The sequence below is a fragment of the Bradyrhizobium iriomotense genome (genome assembly GCF_018130765.1).
Classification (GTDB): domain Bacteria; phylum Pseudomonadota; class Alphaproteobacteria; order Rhizobiales; family Xanthobacteraceae; genus Bradyrhizobium; species Bradyrhizobium iriomotense_A.
The window spans coordinates 396,956-417,894 of sequence record NZ_JAFCJZ010000001.1; the positions used below are offsets into that span (position 1 = coordinate 396,956).

Below are 20,939 nucleotides of genomic sequence, written 5' to 3' on the forward strand. Positions count from 1 at the left end.
AAGCCCAAAGCCATGTTGAAGCGCATGATCATCATGCTGTGTGTCGTCGGTGCGATATTCGCCGCCCTCTCCTGGTTCGTCAGTTTCCGCGCCGGCATGATCAAGCAGGCCATGGCCGCGCTCGCTGATCCGCCACAGACGGTGTCGACGACCGCTGCGCAGTTCAGCGACTGGCAGTCGGCATTGACCGCCATCGGCACATTTCGCGCCGTGAACGGCGCCGATCTCTCGCTGCAACAGTCCGGCATCGTAGACAGCATTCATTTCGAATCCGGCAAGGATGTCGCCGTCGGAGATGCCTTGCTCGACCTGCGCAAAGAGGACGACGTCGCCAAGCTGCACTCGTTGCAGGCCACCGCCGAAGGCTTTGCCATCACGTTGCGGCGCGATCAGGGCCAGTTGAAGATCAACGCAGTCAGCCAGGCGACGGTCGACAATGACGTCGTGAATGAGCGCAACGCGCTGGCCCTGGTCGCCCAGCAACAGGCGCTGGTGGATCAAAAGACGCTGAGGGCACCGTTCGCCGGGCGCCTCGGCGTGCGTCAGGTCGATGTCGGCCAATATCTGACCGCGGGCACCACCATCGTCACGCTACAGGCGCTCGACCGTCTCTTTGTCGACTTCACGCTACCGCAGCAGGCCGTCGACCAGGTCAGAGTCGGACAGGAGGTCACGGCTCGCATCGACGCCTTTCCGGACCGCAATTTCAAGGGAGTCGTTCAGGCCTTCAATTCCAAGGTCGATCAAACCAGCCGCAACGTTCAGGTCCGCGCGATTTTCGACAATGCGGATCGCAAGCTTCTGCCCGGCATGTTCGCACGGATCGATGTCCGTGTCGGCCAAACCGCGAGCTATCTCACGCTGCCGCAGACCGCCATCGTCTACAACACCTATGGCGAGTCGGTGTTTCTCGCCGTCAAGAGCGAGGCACCGGGCAAGCAGGGCCTGGTGGCCCGCCAGACCTTCATCAAGACCGGCGCCACCCGTGGCGATCAGGTGGCCGTGATCTCGGGCCTCGATCGGGACGCAACCGTCGTCACCGCAGGCCAGATCAAGCTGCGCAACGGCACCCTGCTGAAGGTCGACAACTCCATTCCCCTGGCGAACGACCCCAATCCGGCCCCCGCCGATCAGTAAGGAGGCAGAACGTGTCCTTTACCGACATCTTCATTCGCCGACCGGTGCTTGCCATCGTCGTCAGCCTGATGATCCTGGTGCTGGGTCTGAAGTCGATGACTTCGCTGCCCATCCTGCAATATCCGCGAACGCAGAATGCGATCGTCACCGTCACGACGACGTACTACGGCGCGGATCCGGCAATCGTCGCAGGATTCATCACGACGCCGCTCGAAAATGCCATCGCCCAGGCCAATGGCATCGACTACATGACGTCGACCAGCCAGCCCAGCACCTCGACCATCACGGTCAACCTGCGGCTGAACTTCGATTCCGGCAAGGCACTGACCGAGATCAATACCAAGGTGAACTCGGTGCTCAATCAGCTTCCGAGCGGCGTCCAGCAGCCGGTGCTTACGGTCAAGGTCGGTCAGACCATCGATGCCATGTATCTCGGCTTCAGCAGCGACGCGCTGGCGCCGAACCAGATCACCGACTATCTGATCCGTGTGGTGCAACCCAAACTGCAGGCCGTGCCCGGCGTGCAGACCGCTGAACTGCTCGGCAACAAGACCTTCGCGCTACGCGCCTGGCTCGATCCGATCAAGCTTGCGGCATACGGGCTGACCGCGTCCGATGTATCGACCGCGCTGTCGGGCAACGACTACATTGCCGGGCTTGGCACCACCAAGGGCCAGATGGTGCAGGTCAACCTGACGGCGGCGACCAACCTGAAATCGCTGCAGGAGTTTCGCGACCTCGTGGTCAAGCAGGCGGGCGCGTCCAACGTCAAGCTCTCCGATGTGGCGAACGTCACCCTGGGCTCCGAGGATTACGAATCGTCGGTCGGATTCAACGGCAAGCGCGCGGTCTATATCGGCATCCAGGTGGCGCCAAACGCCAACCTCCTCGACGTCATCAAAGGCGTCCGCGCCGTCTATCCCGACATCAAGGCGCAGCAGCCGGAGGGACTGAATTCCGAGATCATCTACGACTCCACCGAATTCGTGAACAGCTCCATCGACGAGGTGATCCACACCTTGCTCGAAGCTCTTCTGATCGTCACCGCGGTGGTGTTCCTGTTCCTCGGCTCATGGCGTTCGGTGCTGATCCCCGTGATCGCCATCCCGCTATCGCTGGTCGGCACCTTCACCATGCTGCTGGCGCTCGGCTTCTCGATCAACCTCCTGACGCTGCTGGCGCTGGTGCTCGCAATCGGTCTCGTGGTCGATGACGCCATCATCGTCGTCGAGAACGTCAACCGGCATCTGGCCGAGGGCACAAAGCCGTTGCAGGCGGCGATCATCGCCGCACGGGAGCTTTCAGGTCCTATCGTGGCCATGACCGTCGTGCTGATCGCGGTCTACGTGCCGATCGGATTCCAGGGCGGCTTGACCGGAGCGCTCTTCACCGAATTCGCCTTTACGCTTGCTGGCGCCGTTGCGGTGTCGGCCGTCATCGCATTGACGCTCACGCCGATGTGCTGCGCCTTCATCCTCAAGCCGCCGAAGACGGGTACGCCGACGCTCGACGACCGCATCGTCGCGTTCATCGATGCGCGGATGGAGACGTTGCAACATCGATATCGGCGCTTGCTCGCCGCCAGCCTGACGACAATTCCGGTCACGGTCGTGTTCGCCGCCCTGATCTTGAGCAGCATCTACTGGCTCTATACGAACTCCAAGAACGAGCTGGCGCCGGAGGAGGATCAGGGGGCGATCCTGATGCAGTCGACGCTGGCACCGAACGCAACGCTGCAGCAGAAGCTGCTGTATTCCGCCGAGGTCTACCGGCGCATCTCCACCCATGCCGAAACCGCGGGCATGTTTCAGCTCGATCTCGTCGGCAGTTCGATTGCGGGTTGGGTGCTCAAGCCCTGGGACAAGCGCGACAAGACGGCGGCGGAACTGCAGCCGGTGCTTCAGCAGGAGATGACGGGGATTGCCGGCGCCAAGATCGTGGCGTTCCAATTGCCGCCGCTGCCCGGAGCGAGCGGCCTGCCGATCCAGTTCGTGATCCAGACCACCGACCCGTTCGACCGGCTCGACGGCATCGCGAAGGCGTTCACCGCCGAGGCCCTGAAAAGCGGCAAGTTCATCTTCCTCGACAACGACCTGAAGGTCGACCAGCCGCAAACCTCTGTGGTGATCGATCGCGAAAAGACCGCACAACTCGGGCTGAGGCTCAGCGATGTCGGCGGCGCGCTCGGCAATATGCTGGGCGGCGGCTATGTCAACTATTTCGGCCTGGACGGCCGTTCCTACAAGGTCATTCCCCAGGTCGAGCAGCGCCAGCGACTGAACGCCGATCAGGTGCTGAACTACTACATCAAGACCTCGGACGGCACGTCTGTTCCGCTGTCGACGGTCGCGTCGCTGAAAACGACCACGGTTCCGCAATCGCTGAACCATTTCCAGCAGATCAATGCCGCCACCATTTCCGGAGTGGCCATGCCCGGTGTGATCACCGGAGAAGCGCTCGCGACGCTGAAGGAGATCGCGGACCGCACGCTGCCCAAAGGCTACACCATCGACTATGGCGGGCAGTCGCGGCAATTCATCCAGGAATCATCCGGTTTCGCCGCCACCTTCGGATTTGCCCTGATCATCATCTTCCTGGCGCTGTCGGCGCAGTTCGAGAGTTTCCGCGATCCCCTGATCATCCTGGTCTCGGTGCCGATGTCGATTGCTGGGGCGCTGATCTTCATCATGCTGGGCATCAAGGGTGCGAGCCTCAATATCTACACCGAGGTCGGCCTCGTGACGCTGATGGGGCTGATCAGCAAGCACGGCATTCTGATCGTCGAATTCGCCAACGAGTTGCAGCATGCCGGCCGCTCCAAGCGCGAGGCCGTCATCGAAGCGACCGCGATCCGGCTGCGCCCGATCCTGATGACGACCGCGGCCATGGTGATCGGCGTGATGCCGTTGATCACCGCGTCCGGCGCCGGCGCAGCCTCGCGCTTCAACATGGGCCTGGTGATCGCCTCCGGACTTTCGATTGGAACGCTGTTCACGCTGTTCGTGGTGCCGGCGTTCTACATTCTGCTTGCGGCTGACCATTCCGCGGCGACGGGCGATGACGCGGTGAAGCTGGATCCGGCCGGGCTCGGAACGAACGGCGAGGCGCGTGCCGCCCGGTGATGGAAGCAGACGATGAAACGCGGATCACCATGCACTAAGAGCGGCCTGGGTTCCCCTAGCGCCGGCCGCCCATTCCGCCCCCGGGCCCTCCGAAGCCGCCGCCTCCCATGCCGCCACCGGGTCCCATCGGGTTACCACCGGGCGCGCCAAAACCGCCGGGACCTGACGGACCACTCGGCCCCGATGGCGCGGAGCCGGGATTTGCACCGGGGGGCGATCCCGGAGCAGGTGCCCCGGCCGGGCCAGGCTGACCGCCGGTCGGATTCGGCGTGCTGCTGTTCGGATGCAGGATCGAGCCGCCCGGCGACCGGTTGGGATGGCCGATGCCACCGGGCGCCTGCCGCGGCGCGCCCGGGAATTGACTGACCGCCTGGGCTGAATCGAGCTGAAGGCCGCGCGAGCGGTCGAACACGCCGTTGACCACCATGCGCGCTTCGCCCGCCGCGGGCCCGAAGCGTGAGCCGTCGCGGGCGATCAGCCCCGAGCCGAGTTGGAGGTTGGCGCCCGACCGCTGCACATAGGCCTCGATCGACAGCCGGCTCGCACCGACGAGGTCCGAGAAATCGTCGATCCGCGTGCGCACAGCCTGCATCGCGCCCTGGCTCGCGCTGCCCTCGATCTGGACTCGCTGGCCGACCAGCAGCGGATCGACACCGTTCAGCCTCAAGCCGCCGATATGCAGACCCTCAGGCCCGCGCTCGACGAGGCCCGTGACGCGCGCGGCCGTATCGCGCCGCGGCTCGACCAGGCTTGCGACGATGACGCCATCGGTGCGGCGCAGGCCGTAGACGGCGACCTGCGTGCCCGCGCGGAGCTTGCTCTCCTTGTCGCCTGTGACGATCTTCTGGCCGAGCACCGTCAGCTCGTTGCCCTTCACCTGCTCGACCGGCCCTGCGACCTCGCTCGCGATCGCGATGTTGCGCGTGACCAGCGTGCCGTCGGCCTGCCGGGTCGCAACCACGCGCGCGAGCTGGCCGATGCGCAAGGCATTGGCGCTGGCGGGCTCGCCGTCGATGCGGACCGGAACGTCGCTGGCATAGGTCACGCGTTCGCCGTTGACGTAGATGCTGCCGAAGCGCTGGATCACGCCGACGATACCGGTACCGCCGATGCCGTGATCATCACCGCGCGTGATTCCGGTGCCGCCGATGCCCTGGTCGGTGCCGCGCTTGACCTGTGCGCGGGCCATCGCCGTGCCGGCGAGCCAGAATCCCATCAGCAGCAGACGGCGGGAGATCAGCGGCGGCCGGCTCATGAACCGCCCTCTTTGCCGGCGTCCTTGCCGCCTTCCTTCGTCTCGTTCTCCTCGTCGGCGTCCTCGCTGTAGATGTAGATGCCGAAATTCCAGCGGGCGTCACCGCCTTTGTCCTTGGCGAGCGCGCGGTTGGCCTCGCGGTTGGCGGTCTTCAGCGCATCCATGGCGAGCTCGCGCGAGCGCGCCTCGAGGCGCCGTGCCAGCTTCGGCGAGATGTTGTTGTAGTGCACCGCGCGTTCGAGGAAGCGCGGCCCATCCGAGACGTTTTGCGCGGCGGCGGCGATGTGGTCGTGCAGATTGCGGCCGAGATAGTGCCATTTGCTGTCGTCCTCGCCTGATGGGACGAAGGCGGCCTCGACCAGCTCGATCTCGTCATTCTCGTTGATGGTGACGAGCTTGCGGTCGACCCATTCGTCGAGCACCGCGCGCGGGCGCACGTCCTTGGTGACGGAAGCGACGAGCTGCTCGAATGACGGCGCATCGCCGTCCGCCGTGCGCGGCAGCGCCAGCGGCTCGCCCTTCGCGTCGGTGAACTCGGGCGCGGCGAGCCAGCGCGCGATCACGGCGCTGGTCAGTGACACCGCCGCCGGGGCTTCGTGCACCGGTGCGCCCGCGCCGCGCAGCCGCGCCACCTCCTTGCGATGGATGCCGGTGAGCAGGCTGACGCGGCTGTCGGTCTGCTCCTTTCCTTCCAGAGCGAAATCATGCTCGGCGACGTTGACGAACAGCTCGCGAAGCAATTGCGCCAGCGCCGGAAAGGTCATGCCGCTGCGGATGCAGAGTCGCACGAGCGGGCGCAGCAGCCGCGCCAGCGGCGCGTGCAGCTTCGCGGCGGCATTCGGCTGTGGCGCCGCTGCTTTCGACCCGGGCTTGGCATTCATGTCTGAATTGTAGCGATCCGCGGCGTGGGACACAATCCCACTTTTTCCTGCTTGGCGATTGACGTGGTAAATTTTCCCACATATACGAGACGGCACTGAGGGCGCGACGTAGAGGGACTCACACCCATGGCCGACCGCTTGGTCCGCATTTCCAGTTCACCGCGTGCTGTGCCGGTCCCCGCTTGGGGGCACGGTGCAATCGAGCCGATGCTGCCGGCGCTGCTGCGCGGCGTGATCTTCATCTCGGTGCTGGCCGCACCGTTCGTCGCCGCACTGCTCGCAGGCTGACCGCCGCCATGCATCACACCAGCGAAACCCCGCGCCGCCCGTCGGTGCTGCACATCTTCAAGATCTACTATCCCGACCTGTTCGGCGGCACGCTCACGGTGATCCGCGACATCTGCGCGAGCCTGAAGGATGCCTTCGCCTCCGCCGTGCTGGTCTGTTCGCAATCGGCCGAGCGGCGCGAGATCGTCGTCAACGACGTGCCGGTCGAGCGCGTGCGCTCGTTCGGCAACATCATGTCTCTGCCCGCCGCCCCGACCTATCCCTGGCGTCTCTGGCGCAAGATCGCCGAACACGACCTGCTCGCGCTCCACGCCCCCTTCCCGCTGGCGGACCTCGTCTTCGCCTTCGGATTCGGCGCCAGGCGGCCGCTGGTGGTGCATTGGCACGCCGACATCGTCACCCATGCCGGCCTGCGCTGGTTCATCCAGCCGCTGATGCGGCGGACGCTCCGGCGCGCCAAGGCGATCATCGTCTCGGACCACGTGCTGGTCGACAACACGCCCCTGCTGCGCGAATTCGAGGACAAGTGCCACGTCGTGCCATTCGGCATCGACACTTCGGGCTATGACTGGCCGAAGATCGAGCCGCACCACGTCAATGACCGCGGCCGGCTCGTGCTCGCCTGCGGCCGGCTCGTTCCCTACAAGGGTTTTGACGTGCTCATCCGCGCTGCGGCTGCGCACAATTTCGAGACCTGGATCATCGGCGAGGGCGTCGAGCGGCCGCGGCTCGAGCAACTGATCAAGGAACTCGGCCTCGGCGAGCGCGTTCGCCTGCTCGGCTCGGTCAGTGATTGCGAGCGCATCAAGCTGATGTGCCTCGCCGACGTCTTCGTGATGCCGTCGGTGACGAATGCCGAGACCTTCGGCCTCGTCCAGCTCGAGGCCATGGCTGCCGGGCGTCCGGTCGTGAATACGGCGCTCGACACGGCGGTGCCGCGCGTCGCCCGCCACGGCATGGAAGCGATCACCGTACCGCCGGGCGATGCCGAGCAGCTGGGTGAGGCTATCGACACACTGATCCGCGATCCCGAGCGGCGGCGCCGCATGGGCCTTGCGGCGCGCACGCGCGCCCTCTCCCGCTATTCGGCCACGGCCTTCAAGCAGGGCATGGAGACCGTCTACCGCAACGCCGTCGCCGCCTCCAGCGAGGAGCGATCGACGGCCGCCGAGCCACCGCAGGCGACCGGCTGGCTGGACACGGTCCGGATCGCTGCGGCCCTGGCCTGGTCCGACATGCGGCACCGCTACGTCCGCTCGCTGCTCGGCCCGTTCTGGATGTCGCTGCAGATGGCGATCGTGGTCGTGGTGCTGGGCTCGGTGATCGGCCAGATGTCGAACACCAACATGCTGGCGCGCCTGCCGATGCTGGCGCTATCGATGACGGCCTGGACGTTCCTCAACGGCGTGGTGCTGGACGCGACCACGGCGCTCCAGAACTCTGCGAGCCTGATCCGCGACCGGGCCCTGCCGCCCGTCATCTTCCTCCTGCAATGCACGTTCCGTCAGGCGCTGTTCGCACTCCACAATGCCTGCGTGCCTCTGCTGCTGTGGCTCGCCTTCTCGCCCCACGATCTCTCTCACGCGTTGGCGGCGCTGCCCGGTCTGTTGCTGTTCGTCGCCTGCACCTTCGCCCTGAGCCTCGTTCTCGGCGCCATGGCGACGCGCTATCGCGACCTCAAGCCGATCATCGAATCCACGCTGATGCTCGCCTTTCTGGCCTCGCCCGTGATCTGGTCGTCCGACATGATCAACCACCGCTCGACGGTGATGCGGCTCAATCCGCTGACGCATCTGTTCGCGGTGTGGCGCGAGCCGCTGGCCGGCGGGCATGTCGATCCTGTCAGCATCGTCTACGTCCTCGTCGCGCTGGCGCTCCTGGTCTTTGCGAGCGTGCTGACGCTGGTCCACCTGCGCAAAGCCGCATTCTGGATCTGACGCATGGTCTCGGTCACTCTTCGCAACGCCTGTCTCGACTATCCGCTCTACGGCGCCTACGACTTCTCGCTGAAGCGCCGGCTGCTCGGGCATCTCCTCCGCGAGCCGGGCGAGATGCGGATCATCCGGGCCGTCGACAACGTCACGATCGAGGCCGAAACCGGCAGCCGCATCGGGCTCGCCGGTCCCAACGGCTCCGGCAAGTCGACGCTGCTGCGGCTGATCGCCGGCGTCTATCCGCCGAGCAGCGGCAGCATCGCGCTTCAGGGCAACGTCGTGCCCCTGCTCGGCCTCAACGCCGGCGTCAACCTGGATTTCGTCGCGGAGGACAACATCGCGCTGCTGCTGCGGATCAGCGGCCGCAAGCCGACCCGCGCCGTGATCGACGACATCTGGGCCTTCACCGAGCTCGAGCCCCGGATGCAGCGGCTGCCGCTGCGGATGTTCTCCTCGGGGATGCTGATGCGGGTGTTGTTTGCGACCGCGACCGCCTTTCCGGCCGACATCCTGCTGCTCGACGAATGGCTCAGCGTGGTCGACGAGCATTTTGCGGAGAAAGCCGAGGGGCGGCTGCTGAACATGGTGTCGCAGGCGGCGATCGTGATCATCGCCTCGCACGACCAACCGCTGCTGCGCCGCATCTGCACCAGCATCATCAATCTCGATCACGGCCGCATCGCCTCGACCGTCACGGTCGAGCCGCCGGTAACGCACTCAATTGAGCTCCGCGAGAAACGCGCATGAAGCAGAACATCCTCGTCGTCTCCGAATCGCTCGGACAGCCCAACCACAAGCGCGGCATCTTCCATTTCACCCGGGAGCTGGTGCGTTCGCTCGCCGCGGAGGGCCACGAACTCACGCTGCTGGTGGAGACCTCGAAGCGTTACCGCAAGCTATGCCGGCGCGAGCGACGCACAAAGCTGTTCGCGGCGCAGTCGCGCAACATCGAGCTGCTTGCTCTCTATCGCTTCCTCGACGAAATCAACGTGAGCGGACCGGTGACGCTCAGCGGCACGCACCGCAAGTTCGACTGGCTCCGTCACAAGGTCGGCATGTTGCTGTCGCGGGACAACATCCTCTGTCTCCTGCGCGCGATCGGCTTGCGCGGCCTGAGCGCGCGGCTGATCGAGAACCGTCCCGCCGCGCTCGAATACATCCCGCCGGATCTCAGCCACCTCGAACTGTTCGGCGAATTTCAGCTCGAGCCCGGGTTCTTCAACTATCAGGACTCCTCGGCCTTCTTCCTGCTCCCGCCGCCGCGGATCGACGCGCGCGACTACGACGTGATCGTCGTGGACACCCCGACCCGCGTGGCGATCAAGCGCAAGCCCGGCGCCAAGGTGATCTGCGTCGTCCACGACCTGTTGCCGCTCACCGACCTCAAGCTCAGCGACATCGCCACGCGGCAGTTCCTGGCGCGAATCCGCACCAGCCTGCGCCAGGCCGACGAGCTCGCCTTCGTTTCAAACTACAGCATGATGCGGTTCAGGGAACTGTTGCCGCAATTTGCGCACCTACCGGCGCGGGTCGTGTATCCCCGCACCCGGTTCGACGCCCCGGATGTCCTGCACCTTCCAGCCCCGTCGGGGCGTCCGGGGCGGCCGAGCTTTGTCGTCATCGTCTCGAACGAGCCGCGCAAGAACGTCGCCGCCGTCGTCCGCGCCTTCCGGGGCGTGCCCCAGGCCGATCTCGTCGTGATCGGCTATGCCGGCGCGATCAGCCGGATGCGCAACCTGCCGCCCAACGTCCGCTTCGCCGGCTATGTCGACGAGCACGAGAAGGCCGCCTTGATCGCGGAGGCGCACGGCCTGATCATGCCGAGCCTTGCCGAAGGTTTTGGCGTGCCGATCATCGAGGCGCTGGCCGCGAACACGCCGGTGCTGTGCTCGGACATCGCGGTCTTCCGCGAGGTCGCGGGCGAGCTGGCCGATTATTTCGACCCGTACTCGACGGACGCGATCGCCGCCTCCGTCACCCGCGTGCTGACACGGCAGGACGAGTGGCGCGGCAAGATCCGGGCGCGGCGACACGAGCTCGCCGATCGTTTCGGCTACGAGACCCAGGCCCGCGATTTCCTCGGGCATCATGCGCCCGCTGAACGCCTCGCCACCGCGCAACTCGCATCGTACGGATGACGACGGAATCCGCAACGTGGTCCGGGCCTGCCGACCGGCAAGGCGGCCGGATGGGATGGCGGAGCTGGCGCAACCCGGCCGCGCTGCTCCCGGCGGCAGATGTGCTCGTCATCCTGATCGCGGCATCGCTGCCATGGTCCACGACGGCGCCTTCGATCCTCGTCGGGCTCTGGCTGCTCGCGGTGACGCCGACCATCGCCTGGCGCGACTATGCGCGCCAGCTCGCGCGCCCGGCATTTGCCCTGCCCTTCGCACTCCTGCTGCTCGCGCTTCTTGGCACGCTGTGGTCGGAGGGTGCGTGGGCGGACCGGCTGCATGCGATCAAGCCGGTCGCAAAGCTCGTGCTGATTCCGCCGCTGCTCTATCATTTCAGCAGGTCCGAGCGCGGCTTGCACGTCTGCATCGCCTTTCTCGCCTCCTGCGCGCTGCTTGCCGTGTTCTCCTGGATCGTGCTGCTCAATCCGACCTGGAAGATCACCGCGACGGCGTCGTCAGGCGTTCCCGTCAAGAACTACATCGACCAGAGCCAGGAGTTCACGCTGTGCACCTTTGCGCTTGCGCTGCCTGCGCTGACCTTCTGGCGCGACCGACGCGCGGTCGCAGCACTCGTCTGCCTGGCCTTGATCCTGCTGTTCGTCACCAACATGGTGTTCGTCGCCGCGGCCCGCACCGCCCTGTTCTGCATCGTGGTGCTGCTGGCTCTGTTTGCGTGGAAACAACTGAACCGGCGGGCAGCGCTGATCCTGCTTGCGGGTGCGGTCACAGCGAGCCTGCTGGCCTGGACGACATCGCCCTATCTCCGCCAGCGCATCACCGACATCGCCGTCGAATACCGCCACGGCCACGAGGACATCAGCCGCGCCTCGACCGCGCAGCGGCTGACCTATTGGCGCAAGGCGCTCTACGCCTTCACCGAGGCGCCTCTGATCGGTCACGGCACCGGCTCGATCAAGCGCCAATTCGAGCGCGCCGCCACCAGCGAAAGCAGCCTCGCTGCCGAGGTCGTCAGCAATCCGCACAACCAGACCCTCAACGTCGCGATGCAATGGGGTCTCTTGGGCGTCGTCCTGCTCTACGCGATGTGGATCGCCCATCTGCGGCTGTTCCTCGGCGAAGGCCTGGCCGCCTGGATCGGCCTCGCCGTCGTTGTGCAGAACATCGCGAGCTCATTGATCAACTCGCATTTGTTCGATTTCCACGAGGGCTGGATGTATGTGCTCGGCGTCGGCGTTGCCGGCGGCATGGTGCTGAAGGCCCATGCCGAACAAGGGACCGGCGGCTGACGGTGACTATTGGCTGCGCTCGTGGCCGACCTCGCCGGTGATGACGTCGCCGAACAGCTCCCAGGCCTGCCCGTTGAAGCGCATCAGCTGCATCTGCTCGATCGGAAAATAGTCGTCGGGCGAGGTGTTGACCATGATGCCCGGCAGCATCAGATCGGTGTGGAAATCCTTCAGATTGGCGGCCTGCTTCATGACGTTCTCGCGGGTGAGATTGTCGCCGCACTGCTTCAGCACCTGCGCCATCGCCTCGGCCTGGACGTAGCCGTAGATGTTGTTGGAATTGGCCTTGTCGCCGTCGGGATAATATTTGTCCATGAACGCGCGCCATTTGACCACCGCCGGATCCTTGTCCCAGGTCGGATCGGTCGGGTCCTTCAGATACACCGTCGAAATGATGTCCTTGGCGTAGTCGAGCCCGGCGGGCTTCAGCACCGAGGCGACCGAGGTTGCGGTGTTGGCGAGAAAGAACTTCGGCTTCCAGCCGAGCTCGCCCACTTTCCGGATCGCCTGCGCCGAGCCTTTCGGTGCGGCCCAAGAGAAGAAGATGTCGGCGCCGGAATCGTGCAGCGCCACGATCTGCGAGTCGATCGAGGGGTCGCTGACCTCGTAGGACTTGTCGGCGATGATCATGTTCGCCTTGTCGCCGAGCCCGTCCTTCAGGCCCTTGAACTGGTCCTTCCCGGCATCGTCGTTCTGCCAGAACACCGCGATCTTGCCGTTCGGAAAATTGTCGCGGATGTACTTTGCGTAGATCCGCCCCTCGCTCTGATAGTTCGGCTGGAAACCCATGGTCCACGGAAAATTCCTGGGGTCGCCGAACTTGGTACCGCCGGAGGCGACGAAGAGCTGCGGCACCTTCTTGGCGTTCATGTATTTCATGATCGCGGAGTTCGAGGGCGTGCCGAGCGGCTGGAAGATCAAGAGCACCTCGTCGCTCTCGACCAGCTTGCGCGCCTGCTCGATCGCCTTCGGCGGCGAATAGGCGTCGTCATAGCTGATGAAATTGATCTTGCGGCCGTTGATGCCGCCCTCATCGTTGATCATCCTGAAGAAGGCGGCCTCGGTCTTCCCGATCACGCCATAGGACGACGCCGGCCCGCTATAGGGCATGATGTTGCCGATCCTGATCTCGGTGTCGGAAGCGCCGGGGTCGTATGTCTTCTGCGCCGAGGCCGGAGTCGCGGCGAGCGCTCCGGCAGCAAGCATGGCGAGGGCAGCGAGATTCTTGCGACGACCCGGCATCGTTCTCTCCCCTATGTTTTGTAGTCTTGTTTTGCGGAGAGTGTCGCAAGCAGACTCGCGGCTGGCAAGCGCGACGATTTTCCGTAGCGTGAAACGTTGGCGCGGAACTTACGCGACGCGGCGCAGCAAACCGAGCGCGCGCCCGTCAATCACCAGCAACGCGCTGCCGATGACGATCGCGCCCGCGATCTCTCGCGCGGAGATCGGCTCGCCCAGCACCAGCCAGCCCAGCAGGATGGCGGTAACGGGAATGAGCAGCGTCACCAGCATGACATTGGTCGCGCCCGAGCGCCGAATGATTTGAAAGAAGACAATGTAAGCGAGCGCCGTTGAAAGCGCAGCGAGACCAAGAACGGCCAGCCAGGTCGCGACGCCCGGCATTGGCAGATGCCATGGCTGCTCCACCACGCCGGCAACGACCACCATCATCACCGTGGACGCCATCAATTGAAACGTCGCCGTTCCCAGCGGCGGCGAGTCCTTGAGCAGCCGCCGCGCCGCCAGTGCTGCAAAGCCGTAGCTGAGGGCGCCTGCGAGGCAAAGCAGGATGCCGAGCCCCTGCCCCGGCCGCGTCTCAATGCCCCAGCCGCGCAGGATGACCACGCCGACCACGCCCAGCGCAACGCCGGCAACGCGCCGCATCTGCAACGCTCCCTCGCCAGCCGCGGCCATGACGATCACCGTGAACAACGGTGTGGTGGCATTCAGGATCGAGGCAAGCCCGCTCGGAACAAAAGTCTGGCCGATCACGATCAGCGAGAACGGGATGACATTGTTGAGCAGCCCGATCGCGACGAACGGCTTCCAGCCCATCATACCCTTGGGAAGGCCGATACCCTGCGCGCGCAGCAACGGAAGCAGAATGGCGGCACCGAGCACGACGCGCAAAAACACCAGCGTCAGCGGCGGCAATTCCCGCAAGGCCGCGCCGTTGAAGAAGAACGAGCCGCCCCAGAGGACGGAGAGCACAGCGAGCAGCGACCAGTCTCGCGCGTCGATCCGGTTGTCGTTTGGGGGCATGGCGTCTCGCATTGACGATCCAACCTGCTGCCTAAGCCAGCACGGCAAGGCAGAGCCACCCGATTTCCGATGAAGTTTGGAATTCCCGTGTGCGGAAGAGATAGGGCGAACACGGCTGCCCCTTATCGATGTGTCTGGCTAGGATGGCTTCTTCGGCCGCGATACCAGCTCGATCATCTTGCCTTCATCGTCATCCGGCATCACCGCTTTCGCCTGCGCGTAGGCCTCGACCGCGGCGCACGCGACCAGCGGCTTACCCGCAAGCAAGCTCTCGGCTAGCTTCACGGCATAGGCGGCATCCTTGTGCCGCAGCGCTGCGGTGAAGGTCGCGCCGCTGAAATCGCGGGCGACCATGCGCTTCGAGTGACGCTGCACCTGCGGGCTTGCGGCGACGCCGGCCTGGATCGACTCCAGCACGAGGTTCATGTCGAGCCCGGCCTGCTCGGCGATGGCAAGGCCCTCGGCGAGGCCGGCGATCTGGATCGCGCCCATCAGATTGTTGATGAGCTTGTAGACGGTGCCGGAGCCGACCGCGCCGAAATGGCGGATGGTCGAGCCGATCGGTTCGAGGAACGGGCGGGCACGTTCGAGATCGGCGGCATCGGCGCCGACCAACAGCGTCAGTTTTCCCGCCGCTGCCGCATCCGGCAATCCGGTCACGGGGCAATCGATATAGATCAGCCCGCGCGCATTGAGCTCGCGGCCCATCTCGCGGGCGTGGTCATAGGAGACGGTGGAGCACTCGATCGCGATGGAGCCGGCCTTGGCCGTCTTGGCGGCGCCCTCGGGTCCAAGCCAGACTGCGCGTGAGGCTTCGTCGTCGGCAACCATGGTTACGACCGCATCGGCATCGATCGCGGCATCTTCCGGCGAGGTCGCCCAATGCGCGCCGCGCGCGATCAGATCCTCCGCCTTGGCCTTGCTGCGATTCCACAGCGTCACCGTGAAGCCGGCATCGAGATAGCGGCTGGCCATCCCGTGGCCCATCCGTCCAAGCCCGATGAAGGCGACGCGGGGCATGGCTAGTCCACGTCCTCGATGTCGCCGCTCGTGGTGCCGAAGGCGCGCTGCGCCAAGGTCGCGGCCATGAACTCGTCGAGATCGCCGCCGAGCACGCCCGATGTGTCGGAGGTCTGCACGCCCGTGCGCAGATCCTTCACCATCTGATAGGGTTGCAGCACGTAGGAACGGATCTGGTGACCCCAGCCGATATCGGTCTTGGCGGCCTGGTCGGCGGCGGCCTTCTCCTCGCGCTTCTTCAGCTCGATCTCGTAGAGGCGCGCGCGCAGCATGTCCCAGGCCTGGGCCCGGTTCTTGTGCTGCGAGCGGCCGGCCTGGCAGACCACGGCAACGCCGGTCGGGATGTGCGTCAGGCGCACCGCGGATTCGGTTTTGTTGACGTGCTGGCCGCCGGCGCCGCCCGAACGCATGGTGTCGGTGCGGACGTCGGATTCCTTGATGTCGATCTTGATGCTGTCGTCGATGACGGGGAAGACCTGCACGCTCGAGAACGAGGTATGCCGCCGCGCATTGGAATCGAACGGCGAGATGCGCACGAGGCGATGCACGCCCGCTTCCGTCTTCAGCCAGCCATAGGCGTTGTGACCGGAGACCTGGATGGTCGCGGACTTGATGCCGGCCTCTTCGCCCTCGGACTCTTCGAGGTACTCGACCTTGAAGCCATGTGTTTCGGCCCAGCGCGTGTACATGCGTAAGAGCATCTGCGCCCAGTCCTGGCTCTCGGTGCCGCCGGCGCCGGCATGGACTTCGAGATAGGAATCGAAGCGGTCGGCTTCGCCCGACAGCAGCGCCTCGAGCTCGCGCCGGGCGACTTCCTTCTTCAGGTTCTTCAGCGCAGCTTCGGCTTCGGCAACGACGCCGTCATCGCCCTCGGCCTCGCCGAGTTCGATCATGCCGATGTCGTCTTCGAGCTCCTGCTCGACCTTGCCGATACCCGAGAGCGAATCCTCAAGCGAGGTGCGCTCCTGCATCAGCTTCTGGGCCTTCTGGGGATCGTTCCAGAGGTTGGGATCTTCTGCGAGCTTGTTCAGCTCAGCGAGGCGTGCCGTCGATTTCTCGACGTCAAAGATGCCTCCTCAGCAGCCCGACTGACTGCTTGATCTCTTCTACCAACCGTTCGATTTCGGCGCGCATGTCGTTCTCTGATCTCGCGGAATCCCGCGTGCAATTCGAGATGGGGATGTAGCGGCGGCGGCTGCAAAGCGCAACCGCCGGAACCGCGATCATCCGTCTTGTCCTAAGCCTTAGTACAGCCGGCCGGTGCCAGGCTGCATGAAGAAGCCGGAATCCGGCTGCTGCTGCTGCGAAGCCGGCATGCCGCCGCCGCGCCCGTCAGCATCGGCAACGCCGATGACCGAGTAATTATCCGGCGGCGCCGTACCGGGCTTGAAGGCCTCCAAAATGGTTCCGCCGGTCTCGCCGGGGCCGGCACGCATGCCGGTCTTGGCGACGACGCGCACCAGCTTGATGCCGGCAGGCACCTTGAACGGAACGGCGGGCTTGTCGGCGAGCGCGAGCTTGAGGAAATCGCGCGCGATGGGCGCAGCCAGATGGCCACCGGTCGCGGCGTTGCCCTTTCCGAGCGCGCGCGGCTTGTCGTAGCCCATATAGATCGCCACGGCGACGTCGGGCGAGAAGCCGACGAACCAGGCGTCCTTCGCTTCGTTGGTGGTGCCGGTCTTGCCGGCGATCGGCTTGCCGACCTCCTTGACCACGGTCGCGGTGCCGGCCTGGACCACGCCTTCCATCAGCTCGGTGATCTGATAGGCGGTCATGGAGTCCAGCACCTGCTCGCGGCGGTCGATCAGCTGCGGCTCGTTCTGGTTCTTCCAGCCGCCCGGCGCGTCGCAGCCGCGGCATTCGCGCTGGTCGTGCTTGAAGATGGTGTGGCCGTAGCGATCCTGGATACGGTCGATCAGCGTCGGCTTCACGCGGCGGCCGCCATTGGCGAGCATCGAATAGGCCGTGACCATGCGCATCGCCGTCGTCTCGCCGGCGCCGAGCGCGTAGGACAGATAGTTCGGCAGCTCGTCATAGACGCCGAAGCGGCGGGCATATTCGCCGATCAAGGGCATGCCGATGTCCTGCGCGAGGCGCACCGTCACGGTGTTGAGCGACTGCCGCAGCGCGTTGCGCAGCGTCACCGGTCCCTGGAACTTGCCCGAGGAGAAGTTTTCCGGCCGCCATACGCCCGCGCCCTGGCCCTGGTCGATTTCGATCGGCGCGTCGAGCACGACGGTCGAGGGCGTGTAGCCGTTGTCGAGCGCGGCCGAATAGACGATCGGCTTGAAGGACGAACCCGGCTGCCGGTAGGCCTGCGTGGCGCGGTTGAACTGGCTCTGGTCGAACGAGAAGCCGCCGACCATCGCGAGCACGCGGCCGGTCCAGGGGTCCATCACCACCATCGCGCCGGACACTTCGGGGATCTGGCGCAAACGGTACTGGCCTTCGACCGGCTGTCCCTCCTTGCTGTAGAGGGGATCGGCATAGATCACATCGCCGGGCGCAAGCACCTGCGCCACCGAGGTCGGCGTCTTGCCCTTGGCGTTGCCCTGGGCCGCCCTCGCCCAGCGCACGCCGTCGAGCGTGACGAGACCGGTCTCGCGCTGCTTGCTGATGGCACCACCGAGTTCGCGGCTCGGCTGGAAGCCGATGCGCGCCGACTGGTCGCTGGTCTCCAGCACCACCGCCATGCGCCACGGCGAGATGTCCGACAGCGACTTGATCTCGGCGAGCTTCACGCCCCAATCGCCGGAGATATCGAGCTTGCTCATGCCGCCGCGATAGCCCTGCTGCTCGTCATAGTTCACGAGGCCCGAGACCATGGTCTTGCGCGCCATGACCTGGATCTTCGGATCCAGCGTGGTGCGGACGGAGAGACCACCCTCGTACAGCTTCTTCTCGCCATACCGCTCGAAGATGTCGCGGCGGACCTCCTCGGCGAAATATTCGCCGGCGAAGGTGTGGGCGCCGCCCGAACGGTTGGTGACGGCCAGCGGCTCCTTGCGCGACTTGTCGGCGTCGGCCTGCTTGATCCAGCCGTTCTCCAGCAGACGGTCGATGACGTAGTTGCGGCGCTCGATGGCGCGGTCGCGGTTACGGACCGGATGCAGCGTCGCCGGCATCTTCGGCAACGCCGCCAGATAGGACGCTTCCGCCACCGTCAGCTCGTTCACCGATTTGTCGAAATAGACCAGCGAGGCGGCCGCGATGCCGTAAGCTCCGAGGCCGAGATAGATCTCGTTCAGGTACAGCTCGAGGATCTTGTCCTTCGAGTAGGTCTTCTCGATGCGCATCGCCAGCAAGGCTTCCTTGATCTTGCGGGAGAAGGAGACCTCGTTGGTCAGCAGGAAGTTCTTGGCGACCTGCTGGGTGATCGTGGAAGCACCCTGCGGACGGCGGTTGGAGCCGAAGTTCTGCAGGTAGAGCACGCCCGCGCGCGCCATGCCGGTGTAGTCGATGCCGCCATGCTCGTAGAAATTCTTGTCCTCGGCCGCGAGGAAGGCGTTGATCACGAGCTTCGGCACCGCCTGGATCGGCAGATATAGCCGCCGCTCCTTGGCGTATTCGCCGAGCAGCGAACCGTCGACCGCGTGGACACGCGTCATCACCGGCGGCTCGTAATCCTGAAGCTGAGAGTAGTCCGGCAAGTCCTTGGAGAAATGCCAGATCAGGCCTGCCACGGCCCCGACACCGACAAGGAACACCACTGTTCCCGCGGCGAACAGGAAGCCCATGAACCGCACCAGCAAGCGCATTATCTGTTTATCCGTTCAAACTCTGGATCAGCCCAGTATCAGCCCCATAGGACCTAAAAACTGGCACCCCAAACTGGCGCCAACCTCACGTCGCGAATTCACCGACCTACACAATTACATCAAGGCCGGGCCTAAAGACGCTTGCCGAGCGGGATTCTCTCCGATTCCGGAACCCCCTGCGGCATTTTTATAAAGCGTCCGCTGTGGCCAAACTAGGGCCTTTGCGGCGGGACGGAAAAACGCCTCTACAATTCGACGATCCCCCCGGTCGTCAATTCGACGATCCGCCGGTCGCCGCCAGCCGCTTCGCTAGGAACCCGTCGATCGCCTGCGCCATCGAGCCCACAGCCTTGGACCGCCAGCCCTCGGAGACCAGGTGCTCGAGGTCGCCCTTGTTGGAGACATAGCCGATCTCGACCAGTACCGAGGGCACGTCGGGGGCCTTCAGCACCCGGAAACCGGCCGATTTCAGCGGATGCTTGTGCATCCGCACCGTTGACTTCATTTCGCCCATCAGCAAATGGGCAAAACGGTTTGAAAACGTGCGGGTTTCACGCTGCGTCAGGTCGATCAGGATGTCGGCGACATCGGTCGGCTCCTCCGCGAGGTTGAAGCCGGCGATCGCGTCCGCTCGGTTTTCGGCGTCGGCCAGGCGCTGGGCCTCGGCGTCGGAGGCCTTGTCCGACAGCGTATAGATGGTGGCGCCCTGCGCATCGCCCTCGGCCCGCGGCAGCGCATCGGCATGGATCGAGACGAACAGCGCAGCCTTGAGGTTGCGGGCGACTTTGACCCGGTCATTGAGGGGGATGAAGGTATCGTCGTCGCGCGTCATCACCACGCGGTACTTGCCGGCCTTTTCCAGCCGGTCGCGCAGCGCACGGCCAAAAGCCAGCACCAGGTTCTTCTCGCTCTCGCCGCTCGATTGCGTGCCGTTGTCGATGCCGCCATGGCCGGGGTCGATCACGACGACCGGCCGGCCATCGGCCTTCTGCTGCGGCATTTCCGGGGGCGCCGCCGCGGGAACGGTTGCAGGCGGCGCATCGGCGACCGCAGGCCGCAGCTCGGGGCGGTTTTCCGGGGCGAGCGACTGCACGAAGGCGGCGCGGTCGACCTCCTCCAGCTCGAGCACGAGCCGGGCGGGCTGACCGTTGGCCGCCTCGAGCACATAGGAATTGGCGATTTTGGCCGGCCCGGACAGGTCGAACACGATTCGCGAACCGCCGGGCATGACGAGCCCGTAGCGGAAGGCCTTGACCAGACCCCGCCCCGCCGCCCCGGTCCCCGCGGGGAGCTGAAAATTGACCTGCGGGACGTCCACCACCACCCGGTACGGGTCGGCGAGCGTCACGGCGCGGAACGTCACGGTCTGGTCGATGTCGAGGATAAAGCGGGTCTGCTTGCCATCGCCGGCCAGACGGGCGCCCGAGGCGACTGGAAAATTTGCTGCCGCAGCAGAGGGTTGCGATCGGCTTTCGGCTGCGCTCAGGCGCGAGGAATCGGCACATGGCAACGCCGCAGCGCACAACAGCGCGCATCCCAGCAAGACCCTTTGTTTTGCGCGGCTCGCCACCGTTTTTCCGTGCCTCCGAGCAGCTTTTTAACGCAATAGAACCACAGGGTTAATCGATCCTTAATAGCAGATCGGCGAAACTCGCTGACTGTGACCGCCGTGCGACGCTCCCTTGCACGGATGGTTCATTCCTCGTATGTACGGAATGCTGACGGCCGATATTTCCGGTTGTGTCGCATTCAGCCTCCCGGTGCAGCGCCGGAGCTCCCAAGGTTTGGGAATTCCAGCGTTTTCCGTTCCCCTCTAAGACCAGCGCGGTGCGCGGCAGCGAGACGGAGCGGGTCAAGCCCC

15 protein-coding genes are annotated in these 20,939 nt (G+C 65.0%); 7 read left to right on the forward strand and 8 right to left on the reverse strand.

The features are described 5' to 3' along the window. Positions 1–12: 12 nt before the first annotated feature. A complete protein-coding gene (locus tag JQ635_RS01880) occupies positions 13–1,137 on the forward strand; it encodes an efflux RND transporter periplasmic adaptor subunit (protein ID WP_211408172.1) in 1,125 nt (374 codons plus the stop codon). Positions 1,138–1,148: 11 nt separating this feature from the next. Continuing rightward, complete coding sequence (locus JQ635_RS01885) at positions 1,149–4,259, forward strand: efflux RND transporter permease subunit (RefSeq protein WP_211408173.1); 3,111 nt, start codon at positions 1,149–1,151, stop codon at positions 4,257–4,259. A 55-nt stretch (positions 4,260–4,314) separates the two neighbouring features. On the opposite strand, the gene JQ635_RS01890 is transcribed toward JQ635_RS01885, so the two are convergent. Next, entirely contained in the window at positions 4,315–5,514 is a 1,200-nt protein-coding gene (locus JQ635_RS01890; protein ID WP_211408174.1) for a DUF5666 domain-containing protein, read from the reverse strand. Continuing rightward, positions 5,511–6,395 carry a DUF6502 family protein gene (locus JQ635_RS01895; RefSeq protein WP_211408175.1) on the reverse strand — a complete coding sequence of 295 codons (885 nt, stop codon included), beginning with the start codon at positions 6,393–6,395 and terminating at the stop codon, positions 5,511–5,513. Before JQ635_RS01895 ends, JQ635_RS01890 begins: the two co-directional genes overlap by 4 nt. 126 nt (positions 6,396–6,521) lie before the next feature. Between JQ635_RS01895 and JQ635_RS01900 the strand changes: the two genes are divergently transcribed. The 5 genes from JQ635_RS01900 to JQ635_RS01920 are packed head-to-tail and all read left to right on the forward strand — an operon-like array spanning position 6,522 to position 12,038. Further along, positions 6,522–6,683 (forward strand): hypothetical protein, encoded by a 162-nt coding sequence (locus JQ635_RS01900; RefSeq protein ID WP_211408176.1) that lies wholly within the window; start codon positions 6,522–6,524, stop codon positions 6,681–6,683. A gap of 8 nt (positions 6,684–6,691) precedes the next feature. Continuing rightward, positions 6,692–8,620, forward strand: coding sequence for a glycosyltransferase (locus JQ635_RS01905; protein WP_211408177.1), 1,929 nt, complete (start codon positions 6,692–6,694; stop codon positions 8,618–8,620). A 3-nt stretch (positions 8,621–8,623) separates the two neighbouring features. Beyond that, entirely contained in the window at positions 8,624–9,364 is a 741-nt protein-coding gene (locus JQ635_RS01910) for an ABC transporter ATP-binding protein (RefSeq protein WP_211408178.1), read from the forward strand. Next, positions 9,361–10,755 (forward strand): glycosyltransferase family 4 protein, encoded by a 1,395-nt coding sequence (locus JQ635_RS01915; RefSeq protein ID WP_211408179.1) that lies wholly within the window; start codon positions 9,361–9,363, stop codon positions 10,753–10,755. The genes JQ635_RS01910 and JQ635_RS01915 overlap by 4 nt, the downstream gene beginning before the upstream one ends. After that, positions 10,752–12,038 carry an O-antigen ligase family protein gene (locus JQ635_RS01920; RefSeq protein ID WP_211408180.1) on the forward strand — a complete coding sequence of 429 codons (1,287 nt, stop codon included), beginning with the start codon at positions 10,752–10,754 and terminating at the stop codon, positions 12,036–12,038. Before JQ635_RS01915 ends, JQ635_RS01920 begins: the two co-directional genes overlap by 4 nt. Positions 12,039–12,044: 6 nt before the next feature. Here the strand turns inward: JQ635_RS01920 and JQ635_RS01925 are convergent, their stop codons facing one another. From JQ635_RS01925 to JQ635_RS01950, 6 genes are all read right to left on the reverse strand, one after another. Next, a complete protein-coding gene (locus tag JQ635_RS01925; RefSeq protein ID WP_211408181.1) occupies positions 12,045–13,280 on the reverse strand; it encodes an ABC transporter substrate-binding protein in 1,236 nt (411 codons plus the stop codon). A gap of 108 nt (positions 13,281–13,388) precedes the next feature. Then, positions 13,389–14,300 carry a DMT family transporter gene (locus JQ635_RS01930; RefSeq protein WP_211408182.1) on the reverse strand — a complete coding sequence of 304 codons (912 nt, stop codon included), beginning with the start codon at positions 14,298–14,300 and terminating at the stop codon, positions 13,389–13,391. Between the two features lie 138 nt (positions 14,301–14,438). Next, entirely contained in the window at positions 14,439–15,320 is an 882-nt protein-coding gene (locus JQ635_RS01935; RefSeq protein WP_211408183.1) for an NAD(P)-dependent oxidoreductase, read from the reverse strand. Positions 15,321–15,322: 2 nt separating this feature from the next. Further along, positions 15,323–16,454, reverse strand: a protein-coding gene (prfB, locus tag JQ635_RS01940) for a peptide chain release factor 2 (protein WP_183239407.1) whose coding sequence is annotated in 2 segments (ribosomal slippage) — positions 15,323–16,384 and positions 16,386–16,454 — 1,131 coding nt in all. Because the reading frame shifts where the segments join, the coding sequence is not laid out codon by codon here. Between the two features lie 110 nt (positions 16,455–16,564). Continuing rightward, positions 16,565–19,078 (reverse strand): penicillin-binding protein 1A, encoded by a 2,514-nt coding sequence (locus JQ635_RS01945; RefSeq protein ID WP_211408184.1) that lies wholly within the window; start codon positions 19,076–19,078, stop codon positions 16,565–16,567. 271 nt (positions 19,079–19,349) lie between these two features. Then, positions 19,350–20,648, reverse strand: coding sequence for an N-acetylmuramoyl-L-alanine amidase (locus JQ635_RS01950; RefSeq protein WP_211408185.1), 1,299 nt, complete (start codon positions 20,646–20,648; stop codon positions 19,350–19,352). Positions 20,649–20,939 lie beyond the last annotated feature (291 nt).

What these genes read in the sequence shown, in the direction of transcription:
- JQ635_RS01880 (WP_211408172.1), top strand. Translation starts at nt 13, where the DNA reads ATGTTGAAGCGCATGATCATCATGCTGTGTGTCGTCGGTGCGATATTC.
- JQ635_RS01890 (WP_211408174.1), bottom strand. Translation starts at nt 5,514, where the DNA reads ATGAGCCGGCCGCCGCTGATCTCCCGCCGTCTGCTGCTGATGGGATTC.
- JQ635_RS01895 (WP_211408175.1), bottom strand. Translation starts at nt 6,395, where the DNA reads ATGAATGCCAAGCCCGGGTCGAAAGCAGCGGCGCCACAGCCGAATGCC.
- JQ635_RS01900 (WP_211408176.1), top strand. Translation starts at nt 6,522, where the DNA reads ATGGCCGACCGCTTGGTCCGCATTTCCAGTTCACCGCGTGCTGTGCCG.
- JQ635_RS01905 (WP_211408177.1), top strand. Translation starts at nt 6,692, where the DNA reads ATGCATCACACCAGCGAAACCCCGCGCCGCCCGTCGGTGCTGCACATC.
- JQ635_RS01910 (WP_211408178.1), top strand. Translation starts at nt 8,624, where the DNA reads ATGGTCTCGGTCACTCTTCGCAACGCCTGTCTCGACTATCCGCTCTAC.
- JQ635_RS01915 (WP_211408179.1), top strand. Translation starts at nt 9,361, where the DNA reads ATGAAGCAGAACATCCTCGTCGTCTCCGAATCGCTCGGACAGCCCAAC.
- JQ635_RS01920 (WP_211408180.1), top strand. Translation starts at nt 10,752, where the DNA reads ATGACGACGGAATCCGCAACGTGGTCCGGGCCTGCCGACCGGCAAGGC.
- JQ635_RS01925 (WP_211408181.1), bottom strand. Translation starts at nt 13,280, where the DNA reads ATGCCGGGTCGTCGCAAGAATCTCGCTGCCCTCGCCATGCTTGCTGCC.
- JQ635_RS01930 (WP_211408182.1), bottom strand. Translation starts at nt 14,300, where the DNA reads ATGCCCCCAAACGACAACCGGATCGACGCGCGAGACTGGTCGCTGCTC.
- JQ635_RS01935 (WP_211408183.1), bottom strand. Translation starts at nt 15,320, where the DNA reads ATGCCCCGCGTCGCCTTCATCGGGCTTGGACGGATGGGCCACGGGATG.
- JQ635_RS01945 (WP_211408184.1), bottom strand. Translation starts at nt 19,078, where the DNA reads ATGCGCTTGCTGGTGCGGTTCATGGGCTTCCTGTTCGCCGCGGGAACA.